The sequence below is a fragment of the Nostocoides sp. HKS02 genome, assembly GCF_009707485.1.
Lineage (GTDB): Bacteria > Actinomycetota > Actinomycetes > Actinomycetales > Dermatophilaceae > Pedococcus.
The window spans coordinates 1,017,901-1,038,490 of record NZ_CP046121.1 but is presented as its reverse complement, the minus strand read 5'-3'; the positions used below and the strand labels follow the sequence as shown (position 1 = coordinate 1,038,490).

The window sequence follows — 20,590 nt, the reverse complement described above, 5'->3', positions numbered from 1 at the left end:
TCGATCTCGTTGTGGACCCGAACTCCTGCGAAGGCTGGGACACCGCTGCTGACTACTCGAACGAGCCTGAGGGGTACCGTCGCGACCTCCAGCGGGCCGCCGCACGGTCCGGCGTCGACGAAGCGGTCCTGACCGGCCGGGGAATGGTGGCCGGTCGACCCGTGGTCGTGGTCGTGGGGAGTTCGCGTTCCTCGGCGGGCGATCGGTCGCGCCACCGCGGCGCGGGTGGTTGCCGCCCTGCGCCGGGCAACGGCCGAGGGCCTGCCGGTGCTCGCCTCGACCGCGTCGGGCGGAACCCGCATGCAGGAGGGGACTCCAGCGTTCTGGCAGATGACCGAGATCACCCGGGCGGTGATGGCGCACCGCCGTGCCCGGCTGCCCTATCTCGCGCACCTGAGACACCCCACCACCGGCGGGGTCTATGCCTCGTGGGATCGCTCGGCCAGCTCACCTTCGCCGAGCCAGGAACCCTCGTGGGGTTCCTGGGCCCACGGGTCGCCGCCCGCCTGACCGGGACCGCCTTCCCCGAGGTCTCTTCAGCCAGTGGGTCATTGCGAGGGTCGCCCCCGGCGCACGTGAAGACCACCGGCGCCGCCCCGTACAAGTCACCGATGGGCGTGATGCGGGCTTGTGCGTCTTCTATTTGGGTGTGCTGGTTTTGGTGGCCGGTGATCACGAGCTGGCCGATGACTGTCTTGCCGTCTTGGTCGTATACGGCGATGGTCTGATCCTGTTGCGCGGCCCGCGAGCTCTGCCAGGCGATCGCGTCTTGTGGGCTCTTGAATGTGTTCAGTGCGTCTTGCCCGTTGGCCGTGTTGAGTTCTGCCTTCTTGACGTAACCGGTCTTCCCGTTCGTCGCGACCGCGGCAATCAGGTCGGGTTCGCCGGCGGGGGCCGCGGCGTCCAGATCCGACCCGTACGTCATCCCGGCCTGGTTCTTCGCATACTGGTGTGAGCGGGTGACTTGTACGCGGCTGCCGGGTTGCCGGGCGAGCCCAACAGAGCGCAGCACCGACCTAGGAGCGAGGTCGGAGCACCTCGCGGGCAATCGCTGGTGAAGTCGGCCGCCCCAGGCCCCCGGGTGTCGACGCCCCACATACGCCTGGGCGGGCGTGGCTAGTCGGCAGCAAGACTCGCCAAAAGGTAGCGGTCGTCGCTGACGCTGCGCCCCCAGTACGCCGGCTCGCTGAGGCGCGTCAAGGATGCGGAGCGTCCAGCTTCTTCCACTAGCCGAACGGTCTGCTCGGCCGACAAGCCGCCACCATTCGACCAGTGGCCCTCAACCAGCAGCAGCCGGCCAGCTGGTGTCAACAAGCCGGAGCCACCGCGTCAGTGCGACGGTCGGGTCAGGCATCGCCCACAGGACGTGACGGCACAGAACCACGTCGTACGTCGCCTCCGGGAGCGACGGGTCGAACGCGTCTGCCTGGGTGAAACGGACTCCTGCAATGCCATCCGCTTTGCGTTCGGCCAACTCAATCATTCGTGGAGAGAAGTCCAGGCCGTCGACCTGGTACCCGGCTTCGGCGAGCAAGACCGACAGCGTGCCGGTTCCGCAACCTAGGTCTGCGATGCGAGCCGGAGGCTGGGGCAGAACGCCCAGGAGAAGCTCACGCCACATTCGTCGTACGGCTGGGTCGTGCAGGCCGTGATCAGCCGACTGGTCGAAGGCGTCGGCTTCTGCGTCCCACAACGCGATCTCGTCAGCGGTAGCCATACAGGAGACACTACGAGACCCAGCCCTTCGCTGAGCCGATGCTGAAACAGGTCACCCTGTCGGCGCGTGACGTATGCCCGTCGGCCCAACGTTCAGGTCAGGCGGCCGGGGTAGTGCGGATCGTTCACCAGATGACCTCCCGCACCTGCGCGTTCGAGCAGCGGAGCGCTCGGCGGCGCTGACGACAAGTTCGCGATCTCGTGCCCACAGCGGTCCGCCGCGGGCTGGAGGCGGGTGCATCCCACAATGAAGCTGAGGAATGGCAAAGTCGCAGCAGCGACTGGTCTTCGGGCTCTAGGTTCGGCTTGACGCGCTCCGCAGGGGAACGCCGCGTACGGGGGAGTTCAGAACCAACGACGAATGTCTCTCATGTCCGTGTCAGCTTCCTCACCCGCCCGTGACTACATTGGCCTCCTGGATTGTCTTCGTCCTGATTGGCTTCGTGCTTCCCCTGGCTGTCGCCTGGATCGCTATTCGCAAAGGTCACTCGCCAACTTCGTTGGCCAGCGGCATGCGTACTAACCGCCGGATATGCACTCACTGAACTCGCCCTCTTCGGCCATTGGCCCCGCTCGCTTTGGATCGGTGAGGGTGTGGGGGCTGTCGGAATGCTGCTCATGGGCGTGACGTCTACGATCGACGCTGTTAATAGGAGTCGTTCCGGCAATATGGACGGATCATGAGTCGCCCATGGTCTGTACTGGTGGCTGGTTCCATTGGGGTGCTGGGGGAGCCCCGTCGACGATGGGCAGCTGATCACTCAGAAGCTCCCGGGCGCCAGCGCTCGGCGCTAGTTTCAACCAAGATCGGTGAACTGCTCGCCCCTTGGTTTCGGCGTCATGATCGGGATCCGGTGGGCCAAATGGTAGCGAACAGGCGGTTATGGTTTCATAGCGCCGATGGGGAACCCGATTTTGTGGTGGGCACGAGTGGGTGAAGATATCAAGAGGCTCTTGATCGGAGTCGCTATTGCGCTTCCCTATGCGGCGATGTTCGTTCTCGCAGTTGCGAATGTTCGACGGGACGGCGTGTTCAGTCGTTGGTCCGTCATGGTGGCATTGCTCCTGGTGGTTTTTCTCGTCACCATCTGGCGAATTCTAAAGAATGGTCGTGCGCGGAGGGGGGAGGATTGACCCTCGTTCCGGGGATGCAACCTTACATAATGTTGATTATCGGCGTTCTATCGACGTTCAGGGTAGGCCGAGGGCTCTGCCCCACAGCAGCCTCGAGCCGGCTCACACCTCTTGGATGCGGATGAGATTGCCGGCAGGGTCGCGGACTGCGCAGTCCCTGACACCGTAAGGCTGCTTCGTCGGCTCCTGGACGATGTCGGCGCCGCTGGCCTGAACCCGTTCGAAGGTGTCGTCGAGGTTGCCGGTGGCGAGCAGCATGGTGGCGTAGGTGCCCTTCGCCATCATCTCGATGATGGTGCGGCGCTCATCGTCGGTGATACCGGGATCGACGGCCGGCGGCACCAGGACGATGGACGTGGCGGGTTGGTTCGGCGGGCCAACGGTGATCCAGCGCATCCCGTCGAACCCGACGTCGTTGCGGACCTCGAAACCCAAGGTGTCGCGATAGAACGCCAGGGCTGCCTCGGGGTCGTCCTGCGGGAGGAAGCTGGCGTGGATGCTGATGTCCATGCGCTCACGCTAGCTGTCCCTCGGTGGCCCGCGCTTCTCGATTCCTGATCGGTCTGGTGACCTGCTTGGTGACGCACGGCGGCACCCCGGCCACCGTGCGCGTCGCCCTCTGACGGTAGGTGCTGGGCGGCATACCGACCAGCTCGGTGAAGCGGGTGCTGAAGGTTCCCAACGACTGGCAGCCAACCGCGAAACAGACTTCGGTGACGCTGAGGTCGCCCCGGACCAGCAGAGCCATCGCGCGCTCGATCCGCCGGGTCATCAGGTAGCCGTAGGGCGACTCGCCGTACGCGCGTCGAAACTCGCGGCTGAGGTGCCCGGCGGACATGTGCACGCCGCGCGCAAGGGCCTCGACATCCAGCGGCTGCGCGTACTCGCGATCCATCCGGTCGCGCACTCGCCGCAACAGCGCGAGGTCGCGCAGGCGCTGGGCCTCGGCCGGGCTGGTGGTCATGTCTGAGATCGTGTCACGAAGACGCTGACGACGCCCAACACTCCGGTGCCCGAGCCACTCCCCTGTCGAGGTGGTTCTGGGGTCGGCCGCAGCTCACGTCTGATCAGCCGTCGGGACCAGGTTCCGGCTGGCCGCGAGAGCAGCGTGACGGCGTAGGCGGGACACCGAGGTGGCCTCCACCTCGTACCGGCTCAGCGTCGCTGCGCCAGCTCGGTAGAAGCGTCGGCGCAACGCACCACGCACCTCGATGCGGGCTCCCGGCTCCAGGTTCCGGGCGCTGCGACGCGTTCGGGCAGACCAGCACGCGACATCGACGGTGTCGACGCGCGTGCTGGAAGTCCCGCCGCCGCTGCGTGGCACCACGACCCGCAGCGCAACCATCAGATCCCCGCTGGGTAGCTCGCGTTCCTCAGCGGCGGCGCTCACCCGACCCACCAGACGGACCTCATTTGCCCACTCCCCTGAATCCTCCATGCCGCCCAGCGTCCCTCGGCCGGCATCCGCGCCTCCCCCGCGGACCGCTGGCCTGTGGACGCTCGGCCGTCGAATGGCCCCCTGTGGACAGCTGCGCTCATCCTGCGATGCAGTCCTCAAAGACGGGTCGGGTCACTGGCCTGCACGCCTCACGAAAAGCACCCCGCTCGCTTGCCGCGTCTTCACCGCCCAGGCCGGGTCTCGGAACAGTCTCTTGGCCAGACCGCTGGTCGGAGGAACCAATGCGCACCCAGCTGGCGCGAGAGCCGCCGAGACATCTCCCCGGCCAGCCAGGGTCCGCTCTGCGGCGCCGACCCTGGCAGCACCGTAGAGGTCGTTGCGCGAGTCGATGGATACCAGGACATCCGGCCGCTGCAGAATCACGTAACCACCGAGCACATACGTGTTGAAGAGCTTGCAGCCCGAGGGGATGTCGGCCACCGCCTTGGCCGGGTAGATGGCCGGGAGGGGCTGGCCGATGTGAGTGAGAGCCGGCAGCGCCAACGCCAGGGTCGCCGCCACCGCCACCGCGGCGCCGGGGAGAAGGACCGCTCGTCGGCTGTGGATGTAGCCAAGAACGGCTCGGTGAGACCCCGACGCCGCAAGGGTCGGCAGCGCCATCAGGGCCAGGAGAGGCAGGAAGCGGATCGCGACGATCGCTGCCACTGCCAGAACACCCACGCCCGCGACAGAGACCACGTCACGTCGACGCGCGGCGAGGACCAGGGCCGAAAGCCCCAGCGCAAGCATCACCAGCTGGGTCGGGTCTGCAGGGTCCAGGTGTTGCCACTCGAGGACCACACCGGTGGACGCGCTCTTGACCTGGGCCGTCTGGGCGAACAGGCCAAGGCCCAGCGGGTTGACCACCGAACCCGCCAGGGCTGCCGCCGTCGCGGCCAGGCACCACTTCCAGCGCTCCCAGCTGCGGGTACGGCAGAGCTGCACCACGGTGCAGGTTCCCGCGATGCCGACGCCGAGTAGAGCGCCGGCATGGAGGTTGACCCACGCGGCGCAGAGAACCCCGATCAGGACGGTCGACCGCCCGGGATGCTGGTCGTCGACGACGCGGCGCAACAGCGCGACGAGCAGCAGGACGGTTACATAGTCGACCAGCTGTGGCCGGGCGGAGAGCCACGCGACGAGGAGCGGCGCGACCAGCCACAGTGACGCTCCGGCAACGCCCGGAGACGCGCCCAGCTCACGGGCGAGCAGGAGCACGAGGCCGGCCGCCGCCATCACGAGCACGGCGCAGGTGAGCGCCACCCCGACCAGCCCGGCCAGCCGATACGCCACCGCAATGAGGACGTCGTATCCCCACGAGTTGAGGGTCCAGTGCGCCCCGTGCACGGTCCACGAGAACGGATCCACCGTGGGTATGCCGCGCTGCTCGATGGTCGTCAGACCTGTGCGAATCTGCCAAAACGTGTCGGACTCGGCCATCGTCCCGGTCCGAAGGAGCGCCACGGGCAGGAACGCAAGCCATGCCCACAGCCATGCCCACAGCCAGGGCCGGCGCCACCCGCCGGTCTCGCCCGGCTGCGTCGCCGCTGCTGGGCCGAGGTCCAGTGGGGCATCGACCGGCTGGACCACGCTCGGCAACCTATCTCATCCATTCCCACCGGGCCTGGTCTTCGGGTGGGCCGCGGCAGGGCGGTGGGCCGCGGCAGGGCGGTGGGCCGCGGCAGGGCGCAGGGGCGGCGAGCGGGATGGCAGACTCACGCCATGGCTCGCTTGGAGGTGCTCCGTCCCATCACCGATGCCGATGTCCCCCAGGTCCTGCGGTTCAACGCCGAGCACGTCGAGCTGCTCTCACACCTCGACGAGGACCGGCTTCGCCTCCTCCTGACCTGGACGAGTCGTGCCGACGTCATCATCTGCGATGGCGCGGATGCCGGGTTCGTCCTGGTATTCGAGCCCGGGACGGCCTACGACTCGGCCAACTACCGTTGGTTCTCGGCCCGGTTCGGCACGGAGTTCGCCTACCTGGACCGGATCGTGGTCGACGAGGCCTTCCGCCGCCGCGGGCTCGCCAGCGCCGTCTACGACGTCGTGGAGGCGGCGGCCGTGGACCGGGGGCGGCTGGTGCTGGAGGTCAATGTCGACCCGCCGAACCTCCCGTCGCTGGCCTTCCACGAGCACCGCGGGTACCGCGAGGTGGGCCGTCTCGGGGGGCCCGGCCACCAGGTCAGCCTGATGGCCAAGGACCTCTGAGCGCCCTCCCGACATCATCTGGTTGGCCCCCCGCCCTCCCACGAACGAACGAGACCATTCGTGACCGACCGCGGCTAGGGTCGTTCACGATGCAGGGGCCGTCGCAGCAGACGGTTTGGGGACGAAGCGGGGAGTGATCGTTGGCTCGGCTCAGTCGGTCCGTGGGGGTAGCGGGCACGGTGATGGTGGTGGTGGTGCTCGCAGGGGGCGCACCGGCATACGCCGTCACCGTGCCCCCGACGACCACGACCACGTCGACCACCTCGACGACCACGAGCACGACCAGCACGCGCACGCCGTCGACGACGACGACGACCGCCACCGCCGGGTCCGGAGCCAGCGCGGGTCAGGCGGCAGCACCGCCGGGGGCGGCCGGTGAGCAGACCCTCAGTCCTGCCGAGCTGGCGGCCCAGATCGCCCAGGGTCAGTCGCTGGCCGACGACCTCACTCGATCCAACGCCAGCATCGCCGCAGCCGCGACCAAGCTGGACCGGCTCTCCGTCGAGGCCAACACGCTGCTCCAGCAGCTCGCCGCGGCCCGCGACGCCGAGCGCACCGCTCGCGAGGCCGCACGCCGCGACGTCGAGCTCTTCAACCAGCTGAGCGACCGACTCGCTGAGGATCGCCGGGCGCTCGGCCAATGGGCGTACCAGGCCTACGCCGGGACTGGAGGGTCGCTGGGCGACATGAGCGCCCTGCTCGACACCCTGACCCAGCCGGCCGCAGACGCCACTGACGGAGCGGCCCAGCTCAGCTACCTCAGTGACCAGCGCACCGCCGCGTTCGAGCGCGTCCGCGACCACGCCCAGCTGCAACGCCAGATCGCGGCCCAGGCTGTCGAGGCGAGCGCGCAGGCCGCCGTGGCCTCCAAGCAGGCGGCCGCCGCCAAGTCCGAGCTCGATGTCGTGATCACCCAGCAGAAGGCCCAGCTCGACGCCACCCGAGCGCTGCATGCGGCCCAGGTCGCCAAGGTCGGCCCGATCAACGGCCTGCTCCTGGGCAGCGGCGACCCGACCGCCCGCAGCGTGGCCCGCGCGCTCAGCCAGGCGGTCCTCGTGCCCGGGGTGTCGAAGGACGGCTCGGTGAAGGCGTGCAGCAAGGACGACGGCGAGTACCCGAACGGGCACATCCCCGCGTCAGCACTCTGCCCGCTGTACGGCGACCCGGCGCAGAGCCTGCGACCCGCAGCGGCCGCCGCGTTCAACGCCCTCAGCGTGGCCTACCAGCGCGACACGGGTTCGCCCTTGTGCATCACCGACTCCTACCGCTCCTTCGCCGAACAGCTGTTGGTCAAGGCGGAGCGGGGCGCGTGGGCGGCAACGCCCGGCACCAGCGAGCACGGCATGGGACGGGCCGTGGATCTGTGCGGTGGCGTCGAGAGCTTCGGCTCCCCCGCGCACCTGTGGATGATGCAGAACGCCCCTCTCTACGGCTGGTTCCACCCGGCCTGGGCCGAGCCCGGCGGCGCGCTTCCCGAGCCCTGGCATTGGGAGTATGCCGGGTAGGCACCACTCCCCCGGCGCACCTCTTCGCTGGGCTCGAATACCCAGTCGTCCCGGGTGGCGTTGTGCCACGCTTCAGCCATGACGACAGCTGCGGCCCCGACGACGGCGGCTACCTGGGAGGGCAACGAGCACTACCGGCGACCGTGGTACTGGTACGACTGGGCCAACTCCGCCTACGTCACCACCACCGCGACGGTTCTGTTCGCCCCGTACCTCACGGCGGTCGCGGAGAAGGCCGCCTGCCCGCACCTGGCCACCGGCGCCACCTGTGAGACCAATCTGCAGGTGCTGGGCCTGGGCATCTCCCCCGGCTCAGTCGCCCCGTTCACGATCACCGCCGCGACGATCGTCTCGGCCGTCGTCCTCATCTTCGTCGGCGCCATCGCTGACCGGTCCCCCAGGCCTGCCCGGGTGCTCGGCCTGTTCGCGTGGGCGGGCGCGCTTGCGGCCTGCCTCATGGCACTGGTGCAGGGCACCAACTGGCAGCTCGGGGTGCTCCTCCTGATCGTGGCCAACCTCTGCCTCGGGGCTTCGCTGGTCGTGTACGACTCGATCCTGTGTCGCATCGCCAGTCCTGACGACCGCGACACGGTGTCATCGCGCGGATGGGCACTCGGCTACCTCGGCGGCGGCCTGTTGCTCGCGATCAACTTCGTGATGCTGGCCAAACCGAGCCTCATCGGCGTGGACAAGGCGGGCGCGGTTCGCCTGAGCATGCTCATGGCGGGCCTGTGGTGGGCCGGCTTCACCCTGATCCCGGTCCGCGGCATGTGGCGGTTGCGCGGCGTCGAGCGGCCGGAGGTGGCACGGACCGCCGGCATCGTCGGCGGCAGCGTGCGGCAGCTCGTCGACACCTTCGCCGAGCTCCGGCTGTTCCCGCAGACCCTGCTCTTCCTGGTCGCCTACCTGTTCTTCAACGACGGGATCCAGACCGTCATCGGCCAAGCGAGCCTCTACGGAAACAAGCAGCTCGGGTTCTCCGAGTCGACCATGCTGGGCCTGTTCCTCATGGTCCAGTTCGTGGCTTTCGGCGGTGCGCTGCTGTTCGGTGTCCTCGCGCGGTGGTTCGGCGCCTGGCGCACTGTTCTCGGCGGCTTGGCGCTGTGGATCCTTGTGGTCATCGCCGCCTTCTTCGTCCCGGACCGGCAGCTCGTGGCGCTCTTTGCGCTCGGTGTGGCCATCGGGCTGGTGCTGGGCGGCACCCAGGCCCTGAGCCGCTCGCTCTACAGCCAGCTGATCCCGCGGAACCGCGAGGCCGAGTTCTTCAGCCTGTACCAGGCCATGGAGCGCGGCACGAGCTGGTTCGGCACCCTGACGTTCGGGTTGGTGTACCAGTGGACCCACTCCTACCGCCCTGCGATCGTCGCCCTGGTCGTCTTCTTCGTCGTCGGCGGCGCCTTGTTGGCGCGTGTGAACATCAGGCAGGGCATCCTCGACGCTGGCAACGAGGTGCCCGCCAGGGTCTGAACCGCGTGCCCGAGGTCCGCTCCCGGCTGTGATCCGCACCTCACTGGGCCCCTTGCCCCGCACGCGATGTGATCTGCGTCACAATAGCCAACATTTCCGGTCGCCAGAACGTCGGAACATTGCACGGGTCTTTGGCGTTATGCCCAGTGAATCCCGCGCTCCCACCCGAGCGGGCAGGGAAACCAGCACGTTGGGAGAACCCCTCATGGCAGAACGTACCCTTCGGGGCAGTCGTCTCGTCTCACACAGTCTCGAGACCGACGAGCACGTCGTCCCCAGTGAGCGGCAGATCACGGCCTATGTGTGCCCGCAGGGCCACCGGACCGAGCTGCCGTTCTCGATCGAGGCTGAGATACCAGCGACGTGGGAGTGCCGTTGCGGGCTCGACGCACGCCTGGTCGACGGCCCCGAGCCCGAGGCCAAGCAGGTCAAGCACGTGCGCACCCACTGGGACATGCTGCTCGAGCGGCGCTCCATCCCCGAGCTCGAGGAGCTGCTCGAGGAGCGCCTGACCCTCCTGCGCGAGTCGCGTGGCGAGAAGCCTCGCCGCAAGCGCACCGCCTGAGCCGTTCCGGTGCCACGAAGGCCGCCTCCCCGAGGGGAGGCGGCCTTCGTCGTGCCGTGCGGGTCGCCGTGCGGGTCGCCGTGCGGTGAGCCTCCTCCAGACCTAGAGAACCTCGCCCTCGATGACGTCAGGTCCCGAAGTCCCCTGTCCGCTCCCCCGTCCGCCGAGGATGCCGCCGAGGAGCCGCCGGGCCACGACGGCTTCGAGCACCCGGCGCGCGATCGGTCGGGTCACCGGCAGGATGAAGAAGAATCCGGCGATGTCGGTGAGGAAGCCCGGTGTGAGCAGCAGGGTCCCACCGACCAGCACCAAGGCCGCGTCGGCGAGCTGGCGGCTCGGCATCTGGCCGGTCCGAAGGGCGCCGCGCAGAGCCGCCCAGGCCTTCGCCCCCTCGCGGCGGACCAACCAGGCGCCCAGCGCGGACTCCGCCAGCAGGAGTGCGAGGGTCTGCCATCCGCCGATGACCTTCCCGACGGCGATGATCGTCGCGATCTCGAGCACCGGCACGACCAGGAGCAGGATGAACACCGTGGCCAGCCAGCGCGGTCGCCGGCGCCGCGCGTACGGGGTGCGGCCTACAGCCGGTGCCATGTCGGCTCCCGGTCCGACCGGGTGGCGGACGCCCTGGCCGAGACCTGCTGCGGCACCCGACGCAGCTGGTCGGCACGGTGGTGCAGCCCCCAGAGGGTGATGCGCTGGAGCGACTCGCGCATGATGTCCCCGCTCATCTTCGAGTCGCCGATCTCGCGCTCGACGAAGGTGATGGGGACCTCCTTGACTCGAAGGCCGTGGGCGATCGAGCGCCGGGTGAGGTCGACCTGGAAGCAGTAGCCCTGGGACGCGATATCGCGCAGGCCGATCACCCGCAGCGCCGACGACCGGTAGGCGCGGTACCCCGCGGTGGCGTCGTGGACCGGCATACCGAGCAAGGCCCGCGTGTAGAGGTTGCCGCCGACGGACAGCGCCTTGCGGTGCAGGGGCCAGTTGACCACCGAGCCGCCCCGAACCCAGCGGGAGCCGATGACCAGGTCCGCGGTCTCCAGCGCCTCGAGCAGGCGGTGGAGCTGCTCGGGCTGGTGGGACCCGTCGGCATCCATCTCGACGATGGCGTCGTAGCCCTCGTCCAGACCCCACTGGAAGCCCGCCAGGTAGGCCACCCCGAGCCCCTGCTTGCCGGGGCGGTGGAGGACGTGGACCTGCGGGTCGTCAGCGGCGAGGCCGTCGGCGACCGCGCCCGTGCCATCCGGGGAGTTGTCGTCGACCACGAGGACGTCAGCGGCAGGTACCGAGGCCCGGATCCGGCCAACCACGAGTGGCAGGTTCTCCCGCTCGTTGTACGTGGGGATGCACACCAGCACCCGCACGATGGGAGCGGTGGTGGACACCTCGTTCGCCTCAGACACCAACGCGTTCCTTTCGTGTGGCCACTGGTGGAGCAACGACCCTAGCGGGCCTGCGACGCAGCCACAGACCAAGGGCGAGCAGTGCTGCGGCTGCCGCCGCCGCGGCATACTCAGGGAGCGCGCCGATGCGGTCCGAGGGCGTGATCTCGGTCCGCACCACGGGCGCCCCGAGCCGCGCCGCCTGCGTGAACAACGTCGTCTTGGCGGAGTAGGTTCCGTCCGGGTTGATGAAGCCGCTCACCCCCACGGTCGAGACGTGCACGATCGACCGTCCGTGCTCGATCGCGCGCAGCCGGCTGATCGCGAACTGCTGCTCGGACTCGGCGGTGTAGCCGAACGTCGCGTTGTTGGTCTGGACGGCGAGGATGCTCGCGTCCCGCCCGGGCTGCAGCGTGGAGTCCCGCATGAGGTCGTCGTAGGCCACCTCGAAACAGATCGTGGGGATGATCCAGTACGGCTGCTGGCCGGGCACCGGCACCTCGAACCCACCAGGGGCCGTCCCGCGCGTGAAGTCCCGCGAGACCAGATCGACCTTGTCGCTGAAGTTCCGGAAGAAGCTGCGGTAGGGGATGTACTCGGCGAACGGCACAGGGTGCTGCTTGACGTACCGCGCCGGGGCGGCGCCACCGGGGCGGTAGAACAGGCTCGCGTTCGAGACGTACCGTCCGGGGCCGTCGAGCACCGCCCCGACGAGCACGGGCGCCCGCGCAGTCTGCACCGCGAGTCGGACCTGGGCCGCGGCGTCGAGGTTGATGATCGGGTCGATGTCGGAGGAGTTCTCGGGCCAGACCACGAGCGAGGGGGGCGTCGTCTCGTGCTGGGTGGCGGCGACCGTCGCCCGCACGTGGTTGTCGAGGACGGCCCGGCGCTGCGCGTTGAAGTCGAGCCCGGCGTGGGGAACGTTCCCCTGGACGAAGAGGACGGAGACCCGGCGCCCGTCGGTGGGCAGGCTGGTGGACAGCGCCAGCGCGAGCGGCGCGGCCGCCAGGACCGCGAGGGCGACCGACGCCGACCGGTATGCCGCGGGCCCCGGCCGGCGGGGGCGACCGACCAGGTGCGAGGCGGCGAGGACGGCGGCGTGCAGCAGGGCGCCGAGGGCGGCGACGGCGAAGGTGATGCCGGGGGCCCCGGCAAACCGGGCCAGCGGAGCCAGCGGGCTGTCCGCCTGGCTGAAGGCCAGGCGCGCCCACGGGAAGCCACCGAACGGGGTCGTGCTCCGGGCCCACTCCTGAAGGACCCACATCACCGGCACCACGGCATACCCGAGGGACCGCAGCCGGGACGTGAGGAAGGGGGCCTGGACCGCAGCGGTCACGGCACACATGGCCGCGAGGTAGAGGGCTTCGAGCGAGGACAGGGCCACCCACGGCAGGTTGCCGACGTAGACGCCCGACCACGACAGCGTCGGCAGGAAGAAGCCCAGGCCGTGACCGAGACCGAGCAGCAGCGCCAGCCGCCACCGCACCCCCATGACGCAGGCCGACAGCAGGGCGACCCCGAGCGGTGCCCACCACCAACCGTGGTGCGTCGGAAACGCCTGGGCCGTGACGAGTCCGGAGAGCACCGCGAAACCCAGGCGAGACCCCGCGCGGAGCGAGCTGATCGGCTTGGGCACGGCACCACGGTAGGACACAGCACGGCCCGCGCCGCCGTTGGGACCAGCAGGACGATGGCTGGAGGTCAGCATCCTGCTGTTGTCTACTAAGCGGGCGGGCCGGGCCGCCGTCCACCACTGCCCGCAGAGGGGACGTCAGATGGGTCGGACATCACGGCTGGTGGGCGGTGGCTGCGCGCGCTAGCCACCGCGCAGTGCGTCCTTCTCTGCTCTGAGAGCCCCCTTGCAGGTGGTCGTATCGGTGAGACAACCGAGGGCCAACTTACCCCCGCTTCGCTGTCTGTCAACCCCGTGTTCACGTCTGGTGGCTCGCTGGGGCGTGGATCTGTGGTCAGACGAAAACCGTTGCGCTGCAAGGCAATCTGTCAACCCTCGGCGTGTCGCTGGCGACACGCCGAGCGGGCCGTCAGGGAGCCGCCGGCCGCGGCGGAACCACGACGACTCCGCGCGCTGTCGTCGCCACGACATGGGGGTCGAGCACGTCGGCCGCGGACTCGCCTCGCTGTGGCGCCCCGCGACCCACCACCCGCACCTCGAAGTCCATCTCGCGGCTCCGGGTGCCCACGCGCACGAGCGTCGCGGAGATCTCGATGACGTCCCCCGCGCGCACGGGCGCCAGGAACTGGACGTCGGAGTACGAGGCGAAGAGTCCCTCGTCGCCGTCGGTCCTGATGCACATCTCGGTCGCCACGTCGCCGAACGCCGCGAGCGAGTACGCCCCGTCGACGAGGTTCCCCGCGTAGTGCGCGTGGGAGTAGGGCACGTAACGGCGGTGGGTGACGGTGGTTCCCACCGTGGGGGTCGCTGAAGTCATCGCTTCTCCTTAGCGCCAGGGCCCGGGGCCGCCGAGGTGGTCGAGGTGGCCGAGGTGGCCGAGGTGGCTGAGGTGGCTGAGGTGGCAGGGTTCGCGAGCTCGTGGGCAAGGTAGCTGGCCACCTCGCCCGGGGTGGTGCCTCGGCCGAAGATGCGGTCCACGCCGAGGCGCGGTGCGGAGCCTTCCTCGAAGCGGGGCCCGCCGACCACCAGTAGCGGCACCTGCCCGGCGGGGTAGGCCTCGCGGAAGGCCGCGCTCATCGTCGTCGTGTTGTGGATGTGGGCGTCCCGCTGGGTGACGACCTGGCTGACCAGCACGGCGTCCGCGCGCTCGGCCCGGGCCCTGGCCACCAGCTCGGGCACGAGCACCTGGGCGCCGAGGTTGACGACCGTGATCTCGCGGTAGTACTCCAGCCCCTTCTCCCCCGCGAACCCCTTGATGTTGAGGATCGCGTCGATCCCCACGGTGTGGGCGTCGGTGCCGATGCAGGCGCCCACGACCACGAGCTTGCGCCGCAGGTGCCGCTTGATGGCCTTGTTGACCTCGCCGGGGCTGAGGAGCGGGAACTCGCGCTCGACGACCTCGACCTCGCGCAGGTCCACGAGGTGGGTGGCACTGCCGTAGACCACGAAGAAGGTGAAGTCGGGGCCCATGGGCTTGGCGTGGACGAGCAGCGCGGGGGCCAGGCCCATCTTGGCGGCCAGCTGGAGCGCGGCTCCCTCAGCGCGCTTGTCGTGCGGCACGGGGAGCGTGAAGGACACCTGCACCATGCCGTCGCCGGTCGTGTCACCGTAGGGACGCACGATGTCGGGCTGTCGGCGGGCGGTCACCGGGACTCTCCGCTCTCGAGCAGGGTGATGGCCGGGTTGTCGTACCCGGGAGCGCGTTGGACCACGCCGTCCAGGCCCTTGCCGGCGTTGGCGGGTCGCTTCATCAGACCGAAGGTGCCGTCAGCGATCGCCTCCAGCAGCGGGGCCCGGCCGGGCTCGTCGGTGATGCGGGTCAGCAGGTCGATCGCCTCGCCCAGGACCTGGCGGGCACGGTTCTGGATGAAGCCGTCCCGGGGCGGGTGGAAGTCCTCGGTCAGCCCCCCGGCGGCATTGAGCACGTACCGGACGTTCTGCAGTGCGAGGTCGCGGTCGGACAGGAACGGCGTGACGACGGCCTCGGTCATCATGCCGACGAGCAGGATCCCCTGACCGGTCATGGCGCCGACGAGGTTGAAGAACCCGTCGAGGAGGTAGCCGCGGAAGACGTCTCCGGTCATGTGCTTCGTGGGCGGCATCCACTTCAGGGGCGCCTGCGGGAACAGCTGGCGGGCGAGCAGGGCGTGCGCCAGCTCCATGCGGAACGAGTCGGGCAGGTCCGGGTTGATCTCGAAGGCGTGACCCAAACCGAGCTGCCAGTCCTCCAGCCCCGCCTCCTTGGCGAAGTACTCGTTGAGCAGCTGGCTCACCGTCACCGTGTGGGCGGCCTCGACGGCGTCGGCGGTGGTGAGGTAGTTGTCCTCGCCGGTGTTGATGATGATCCCGGCGCGCGCGTGGATCTGCCGGCTGAACCGCTGGTCCACGAAGGTGCGGATCGGGTTGATGTCGCGAAAGAGGATCCCGTACATCGAGTCGTTGAGCATCATGTCGAGCCGCTCGAGCCCGGCCAGGGCCGCGATCTCGGGCATGCACAGCCCACTGGCGTAGTTCGTCAGCCGGATGTACCGGCCGAGCTCCTTGGACGTCTCGTCCAGGGCGGCCCGCATGAGCCGGAAGTTCTCCTGGGTGGCATACGTCCCGGCATACCCCTCACGAGTGGCGCCCTCGGGCACGTAGTCGAGCAGCGACTGGCCGGTCGAGCGAATCACGGCGATGATGTCCGCCCCCTCGCGGGCGGCGTTCTGGGCCTGGGTGATGTCCTCGTAGATGTCACCCGTGGCGACGATGAGGTAGATCCAGGGTCGCTGCTTCGGGTCGCCGTGGCGCTTGATCAGGCGGTCGCGGGTGGCCCGCTGTCGGTCGATGGCCCGTATGCCGCGGGACACCTCCCGTCGCGCGGTGGTCTGGGCGCGGGTGGCCTCCTTGCCCTCGGGGAGCCGGAAGGACACCGAACCGCTGGCGGCCTTCTGGGCGAGGGTGAGCAGGTCCTCGGCCTCGCCGCGGCGTAGCGCGTCGAACACCGGGGTGGTGATCCCGTGCTCGAGGCCGACCTCGCTGCGGACCCGGTCGACGAGGTGGTTGACCCACGGGACCCGGTCGTGGTCGGCGCCGCTCAGCCCGGCGAGGCGCAGCGTCGCGCGCTCGACCGAGACCGTGGTGTGGCTTTGGGCCAGCTTCACGACCGGTCGACCAGCCTTGCGGGCCAAGGTGCGGGCCCGGCGTACGTCGCCCGGGTCGAGGTCCAGGAGCGGTTTCACACGAGAAGACACGCGGCAAATCTAGCAGCGAGGGAGAGGATTTCCTGAATGTGTGGCATATGGCCGCAAATCCTTGCTGTGTCAGGCGGCGAGCGCGCCGGAGTCGAAGACGGTCCGACCCCGGACGACGGTGCGCTGGCAGACCGGGAGCGGTGCGCCCGCCGAGAGGTCGGGCAGCCCGGGCGTGCCGGAGCGTGGATCGGTCGACCACGTCTGGATCCGGTCGTCGGGAGCCTGCACGACGAGGTCCCCGACCCCCCACACGGCGAACGTCGCGGGGAGACCGAGGTCGAGGTAGCCACGGTCGTCGAAACCGGCCGCGCGCCAGCCGCCGCGGGTGTGGGCGAGGAACGCCGAGCGGGCTGAGATCCGCTGCGACTCCTCGTGGTGGCTGACGCAGGCGCGCACTGCCTCCCAGGGAGCAAAGGGCGTCACCGGCGAGTCCGACCCGAGCGCGACCGTCATCCCCGCCGCGAGCATGGAGGCGAACGGGTTCATCGGGTGCGTGCCCTGGACGCGGTCGGCGCCCAGCCGGGCGGCATACATCCCGCCGGGGCCACCCCAGGCGGCGTCGAACGCGGGTTGCACGCTGGCGCTGACGCCTAGTCGCACCAGTCGCTCGATCTGCTCGCGGGTGATCATCTCGAGGTGCTCGAGCCGGTGCCGACCGCGCAGGACGGTCGACGTGCCGACCAGGGCGGCGGCGGCCTCGAAGCCCTCGACCGCCGTGGCGACTCCTGCGTCGCCGATGACGTGGAAACCAGCCTGGAGACCCGCCAGCGAGCACGCCGCGACGTGGTCGCGCACCTGCTCGACGGTGAGGTAGGCGTTGCCGCGCTGGCCCGGGGCGTCGGCATAGGCGTCGTGCAGGTGGGCCGTGCGGGAGCCGATCGAACCGTCGATGTTGAGGTCGCCGGCGAGCCCGCGCGCCCCGCGCACCAGGGCCGCGTCGCGCGCCTGCGCGTCGTCCTCGACGAGCTGCGCCCAGTACCCGATCGTCTGTGGTCCGTCGCCCCGCTCCCCCGCCGCGAGCACCTCGGCGAAGTCGTCGGTGCCCGAGAGCACGCGGCCGCCGTTCTCGTGGACCAGGCCGATGCCCGCCGCGGCGGCGGTTCGCAGCGCGAGGTCGATGTCCGCCTGGCGCTGCGCCGGGGTCACCGCCGTCGTGAAGGCCTCGCGCGCCGCGTGGTGGGCATCTCGGGTCACCAGGCCCTCGCCCTCCCACCCGGGCAGGTCCCGCGCGCCACTCGCGGCAGCCAGCGCCGAGGAGATCACCGCCGAGTGCCCGTCGATGCGTGGCGAGTACACGACCCCGCCGTATGACGCCCGGTCGAGCTCGGCCCCGGTGTGGGGGCGTCCCTCGGCCCACCGCTCCTGGTCCCAGCCGTGGGCGAAGACCGGGCGGCCCTGGTGGGCGCGCACGGCGTCCTCGACCCGGCTGAGCGCCTCGGCGAGGCTGCGGGTGCTGCCGAGGTCGACACCCCGCAGGCTGGCCCCGGTCTGCGACGTGTGGGCGTGGGCGTCGACGAACGCTGGGGTGATGAGGGCTCCGTCGAGCTCGACGACCGCGTCGACTGCGTCGACGTGGACAGCCGCCGCGTCGTCCCCGCCGATCCAGGCGATGGTGCCGGTCGCGTCGTCGACCACCATCGCGTTGGCGAACGGGTCGAGGGGTGAGTAGACGAATCCGCCGCGGTAGAGGGTGCTCACGGGCCCAGTCTGCTACTCGTCCAGCCGGCCCTCGAACAGCCCCCTCACCGCCGCGTTGGCGCGGATGAGGTCAAGCGCGTATGCCGCGTGCCCGGGGACGTAGCCGTTCCCCACGAGCATCCGCACGTCGGCCGCAACCCCTTCGGCGCCCAGCGCCGCCGCGGCGAAGTTCGTGGCCATCGAGAAGAAGATGATGGTGCCGCCCTGCGCCGTCGACAGGATCGCGGGCTGCTCGCACCCAGGGACGTCCACGCAGACGACCGTGATGTCGGCGGGGCCACCGGCCGCGGCCACCGCCTCGGAGAGGCCCAACGGGCTGCGGGCATCGGCGATGACCACCTCGTCGGCCAGACCGGTGCCCTCGAGCAGCCGAGCCTCGCGCTCGACCGGGACGACGGCGATGCGCCGCCCCGCGCCCGCGTCGGCCGCAGCGGCGAGCGAGAGCGACCCGGACTTGCCCGCGCCCCCCAGCACGGCCACGGTCGGCGCGGTGCCGGCCGCGGCATACTCACGCACGATCCTGGCCACCAACGCCGGCGCCCCACAGACGTCCATCACCATGAGGGCGAGGTCGGGGGCGAGGTCGTCGGGCAGGTGCGCCGCGATCGACCGGCCGAACAGGATGGCATGGCCCTGCGCGGGCACCCGCTCGGAGCGGCCGTCCCAGCGGGCCAGGCCGTCGGTGATGACGAGCGGCGTGAGCGAGAGCGAGACGAGGGTGGCGACGCGGTCGCCCGGCGTCAGACCGAGCGGCGACTCGGGGCCCACCTCGTCGACGGTGCCGATGAGCATGCCGCCGGACCCGGTGACCGGGTTCTGCATCTTGCCCCGCGTCGCGACGATGTCGAGCACCTCGGCACGGAGCGCGGCGCCGTCTCCCCCGTGCTTCTCGGCCAGCTGGCGGTAGGAGGCCGCGTCGAGGTTGAGGGTCTCGACGCGGACCCGGACCTCGTCGGGCCACAGCTGGGGTGAGGGGTCGAGCCGGCGCGCGGCCTGGGGCAGCGAGGGTGGCACGGGGTCGACGACCCGGTGCAGACCCACCGGCGAGGACGGCGTCGCAGACACAGAATCTCCCATCATTAGCGAAATATCGTGCAAATCTTGCGGTGCCGGGTCGATTTCATCGGAACCTGTCCCGTATCCTGCCATGCATGAGCACCGCGATCGAGCAGCCCTACGTCTACCGCCACCGCGAGCTGGTGGAGCCCGACTGGACCCGCTTCCCCGGATGGCGCGACGTCACCGCGCAGGACTGGGCCAGCGCCCAGTGGCAGCGCGCCCACTGCGTCAAGAACGTGCGCCAGCTCCGTGAGCTGATGGGCGAGCTGCTGAGCGACGCGTTCTATGCGGACCTCGAGCGCGACCAGGCCGAGCGCGCCACGATGTCGATGCTCGTGCCGCCGCAGATGATGAACACCATGGTCCCGGCCACGGTCGAGCCGCTTCCGGCCGCCGGCGCCGAGTTCACCCGCGCGTTCTACGCCGATCCGGTGCGCCGCTACATGCTCCCGGTGTTCTCCGACCGCCGCACCGACTGGCCCTCCCACCCGCACTCCACCCGGGACAGCCTGCACGAGCACGACATGTGGGTGGCCGAGGGGCTCACGCACCGCTACCCGACCAAGGTGCTGGCCGAGCTGCTCCCCACCTGCCCGCAGTACTGCGGCCACTGCACCCGCATGGACCTCGTGGGCAACTCGACGGCCGTGGTCGACAAGCTCAAGCTCACCGGCAAGCCCGCCGACCGGTATGCCGCGATGCTCGGTTACCTGCAGCAGACCCCCCAGGTTCGCGACGTCGTCGTCTCCGGCGGCGACGTGGCCAACATGCCGTGGAAGAACCTCGAGGGGTTCCTCGACAAGCTGCTCGAGATCGAGAACATCCGCGACATCCGGCTGGCCACCAAGGCCCTGATGGGACTGCCCCAGCACTGGCTGCAGCCAGACGTGGTCGAGGGCGTCCACCGGGTCTCCACCAAGGCCCGGGCCCGGGGCGTGTCCCTCGCGATCCACACCCACGTCAACAACGCCCAGTCGGTGACGCCGCTCGTGGCCCTGGCGTCCAAGACGATGCTCGAGGCGGGCATCCGCGACGTCCGCAACCAGGGTGTGCTGATGCGCGGCATCAACGACTCGACCGAGCAGCTGCTCGACCTCTGCTTCGCCCTCCAGGACGACGCGATGATCACGCCGTACTACTTCTACATGTGCGACATGATCCCGTTCGCCGAGCACTGGCGGCTCTCGCTGGCCGAGGCGCAGCACCTGCAGCACTCGATGATGGGCTACCTGCCCGGGTTCGCGACGCCGCGCATCGTGTGTGACGTGCCCTTCGTCGGCAAGCGCTGGGTGCACCAGGTCGACAGCTACGACACCGAGCGCGGCATGTCCTTCTGGCGCAAGAACTACCGGACCTCCATCGAGGGTGCCGACACCGACGCCCTGTCGCGCGACTACGTCTACTACGACCCGATCTACACCCTCCCGGAGGCCGGCCAGGCGTGGTGGCGTGCCGAGGGTGACCACGAGGCCAACCACGGGCGGGCGGTCGTCGCTGCGGCGGCGTCGCGCGAGGCGTCCTTGGTGTGACGCGGCATACGCGGGGCTGC

19 protein-coding genes are annotated in these 20,590 nt (G+C 69.8%); 6 read left to right on the top strand and 13 right to left on the bottom strand.

Annotated elements, in window-relative coordinates; translation table 11 throughout:
* The first annotated feature begins 225 nt into the window (after positions 1–225).
* Complete coding sequence (locus tag GKE56_RS18140) at positions 226–510, top strand: carboxyl transferase domain-containing protein (protein ID WP_370518458.1); 285 nt, start codon at positions 226–228, stop codon at positions 508–510.
* A gap of 769 nt (positions 511–1,279) precedes the next feature.
* On the opposite strand, the gene GKE56_RS04855 is transcribed toward GKE56_RS18140, so the two are convergent.
* From GKE56_RS04855 to GKE56_RS04835, 5 genes are all read right to left on the bottom strand, one after another.
* A complete protein-coding gene (locus tag GKE56_RS04855; protein WP_230209192.1) occupies positions 1,280–1,717 on the bottom strand; it encodes a bifunctional 2-polyprenyl-6-hydroxyphenol methylase/3-demethylubiquinol 3-O-methyltransferase UbiG in 438 nt (145 codons plus the stop codon).
* Between the two features lie 1,235 nt (positions 1,718–2,952).
* Positions 2,953–3,360 (bottom strand): VOC family protein, encoded by a 408-nt coding sequence (locus GKE56_RS04850; RefSeq protein WP_154683576.1) that lies wholly within the window; start codon positions 3,358–3,360, stop codon positions 2,953–2,955.
* Between the two features lie 4 nt (positions 3,361–3,364).
* On the bottom strand, positions 3,365–3,814 hold the full coding sequence (locus GKE56_RS04845; protein WP_154683575.1) for a helix-turn-helix transcriptional regulator: 450 nt from the start codon (positions 3,812–3,814) through the stop codon (positions 3,365–3,367).
* Between the two features lie 93 nt (positions 3,815–3,907).
* Positions 3,908–4,288 (bottom strand): single-stranded DNA-binding protein, encoded by a 381-nt coding sequence (locus GKE56_RS04840; RefSeq protein ID WP_154683574.1) that lies wholly within the window; start codon positions 4,286–4,288, stop codon positions 3,908–3,910.
* Positions 4,289–4,420: 132 nt separating this feature from the next.
* Entirely contained in the window at positions 4,421–5,878 is a 1,458-nt protein-coding gene (locus GKE56_RS04835) for a hypothetical protein (protein ID WP_154683573.1), read from the bottom strand.
* A 132-nt stretch (positions 5,879–6,010) separates the two neighbouring features.
* On the opposite strand from GKE56_RS04835, the gene GKE56_RS04830 reads away from it, so the two are divergent.
* The 4 genes from GKE56_RS04830 (at position 6,011) to GKE56_RS04815 (ending at position 10,036) form a co-directional block, all read left to right on the top strand.
* A complete protein-coding gene (locus GKE56_RS04830) occupies positions 6,011–6,499 on the top strand; it encodes a GNAT family N-acetyltransferase (RefSeq protein ID WP_154683572.1) in 489 nt (162 codons plus the stop codon).
* A gap of 161 nt (positions 6,500–6,660) precedes the next feature.
* Positions 6,661–8,004: a M15 family metallopeptidase gene (locus GKE56_RS04825; RefSeq protein ID WP_154683571.1), complete on the top strand. Its 1,344-nt coding sequence runs from the start codon at positions 6,661–6,663 to the stop codon at positions 8,002–8,004.
* Between the two features lie 78 nt (positions 8,005–8,082).
* The gene (locus GKE56_RS04820) at positions 8,083–9,471 is read left to right on the top strand and encodes an MFS transporter (RefSeq protein ID WP_154683570.1); all 1,389 of its coding nucleotides are present in this window, start codon (positions 8,083–8,085) and stop codon (positions 9,469–9,471) included.
* A gap of 205 nt (positions 9,472–9,676) precedes the next feature.
* Complete coding sequence (locus tag GKE56_RS04815; RefSeq protein ID WP_154683569.1) at positions 9,677–10,036, top strand: RNA polymerase-binding protein RbpA; 360 nt, start codon at positions 9,677–9,679, stop codon at positions 10,034–10,036.
* A 102-nt stretch (positions 10,037–10,138) separates the two neighbouring features.
* On the opposite strand, the gene GKE56_RS04810 is transcribed toward GKE56_RS04815, so the two are convergent.
* From GKE56_RS04810 to GKE56_RS04775, 8 genes are all read right to left on the bottom strand, one after another.
* A complete protein-coding gene (locus GKE56_RS04810; protein WP_154683568.1) occupies positions 10,139–10,627 on the bottom strand; it encodes an FxsA family protein in 489 nt (162 codons plus the stop codon).
* Positions 10,612–11,439, bottom strand: coding sequence for a polyprenol monophosphomannose synthase (locus tag GKE56_RS04805; protein WP_230209191.1), 828 nt, complete (start codon positions 11,437–11,439; stop codon positions 10,612–10,614). Before GKE56_RS04805 ends, GKE56_RS04810 begins: the two co-directional genes overlap by 16 nt.
* The gene (gene lnt, locus GKE56_RS04800) at positions 11,432–13,054 is read right to left on the bottom strand and encodes an apolipoprotein N-acyltransferase (protein WP_230209190.1); all 1,623 of its coding nucleotides are present in this window, start codon (positions 13,052–13,054) and stop codon (positions 11,432–11,434) included. Before lnt ends, GKE56_RS04805 begins: the two co-directional genes overlap by 8 nt.
* A gap of 406 nt (positions 13,055–13,460) precedes the next feature.
* Complete coding sequence (locus GKE56_RS04795; RefSeq protein WP_154683565.1) at positions 13,461–13,868, bottom strand: hotdog domain-containing protein; 408 nt, start codon at positions 13,866–13,868, stop codon at positions 13,461–13,463.
* Positions 13,865–14,698 carry an OAM dimerization domain-containing protein gene (locus GKE56_RS04790; RefSeq protein ID WP_230209189.1) on the bottom strand — a complete coding sequence of 278 codons (834 nt, stop codon included), beginning with the start codon at positions 14,696–14,698 and terminating at the stop codon, positions 13,865–13,867. The genes GKE56_RS04795 and GKE56_RS04790 overlap by 4 nt, the downstream gene beginning before the upstream one ends.
* Entirely contained in the window at positions 14,695–16,284 is a 1,590-nt protein-coding gene (locus GKE56_RS04785; protein ID WP_230209188.1) for a lysine 5,6-aminomutase subunit alpha, read from the bottom strand. The genes GKE56_RS04790 and GKE56_RS04785 overlap by 4 nt, the downstream gene beginning before the upstream one ends.
* A 69-nt stretch (positions 16,285–16,353) precedes the next feature.
* Entirely contained in the window at positions 16,354–17,982 is a 1,629-nt protein-coding gene (locus tag GKE56_RS04780) for an amidohydrolase (protein WP_370518457.1), read from the bottom strand.
* A 12-nt stretch (positions 17,983–17,994) separates the two neighbouring features.
* Positions 17,995–19,047, bottom strand: coding sequence for an L-erythro-3,5-diaminohexanoate dehydrogenase (locus GKE56_RS04775; RefSeq protein WP_230209187.1), 1,053 nt, complete (start codon positions 19,045–19,047; stop codon positions 17,995–17,997).
* 86 nt (positions 19,048–19,133) lie between these two features.
* Here GKE56_RS04775 and GKE56_RS04770 point away from each other — a divergent pair, with 86 nt between their 5' ends.
* Entirely contained in the window at positions 19,134–20,570 is a 1,437-nt protein-coding gene (locus GKE56_RS04770; RefSeq protein ID WP_154683563.1) for a KamA family radical SAM protein, read from the top strand.
* Positions 20,571–20,590 lie beyond the last annotated feature (20 nt).

Coding starts and splice junctions, on each gene's coding strand:
- GKE56_RS04855 (WP_230209192.1), bottom strand. CDS start 1,717: ATGGCTACCGCTGACGAGATCGCGTTGTGGGACGCAGAAGCCGACGCC.
- GKE56_RS04850 (WP_154683576.1), bottom strand. CDS start 3,360: ATGGACATCAGCATCCACGCCAGCTTCCTCCCGCAGGACGACCCCGAG.
- GKE56_RS04845 (WP_154683575.1), bottom strand. CDS start 3,814: ATGACCACCAGCCCGGCCGAGGCCCAGCGCCTGCGCGACCTCGCGCTG.
- GKE56_RS04840 (WP_154683574.1), bottom strand. CDS start 4,288: ATGGAGGATTCAGGGGAGTGGGCAAATGAGGTCCGTCTGGTGGGTCGG.
- GKE56_RS04830 (WP_154683572.1), top strand. CDS start 6,011: ATGGCTCGCTTGGAGGTGCTCCGTCCCATCACCGATGCCGATGTCCCC.
- GKE56_RS04820 (WP_154683570.1), top strand. CDS start 8,083: ATGACGACAGCTGCGGCCCCGACGACGGCGGCTACCTGGGAGGGCAAC.
- GKE56_RS04815 (WP_154683569.1), top strand. CDS start 9,677: ATGGCAGAACGTACCCTTCGGGGCAGTCGTCTCGTCTCACACAGTCTC.
- GKE56_RS04810 (WP_154683568.1), bottom strand. CDS start 10,627: ATGGCACCGGCTGTAGGCCGCACCCCGTACGCGCGGCGCCGGCGACCG.
- GKE56_RS04795 (WP_154683565.1), bottom strand. CDS start 13,868: ATGACTTCAGCGACCCCCACGGTGGGAACCACCGTCACCCACCGCCGT.
- GKE56_RS04770 (WP_154683563.1), top strand. CDS start 19,134: ATGAGCACCGCGATCGAGCAGCCCTACGTCTACCGCCACCGCGAGCTG.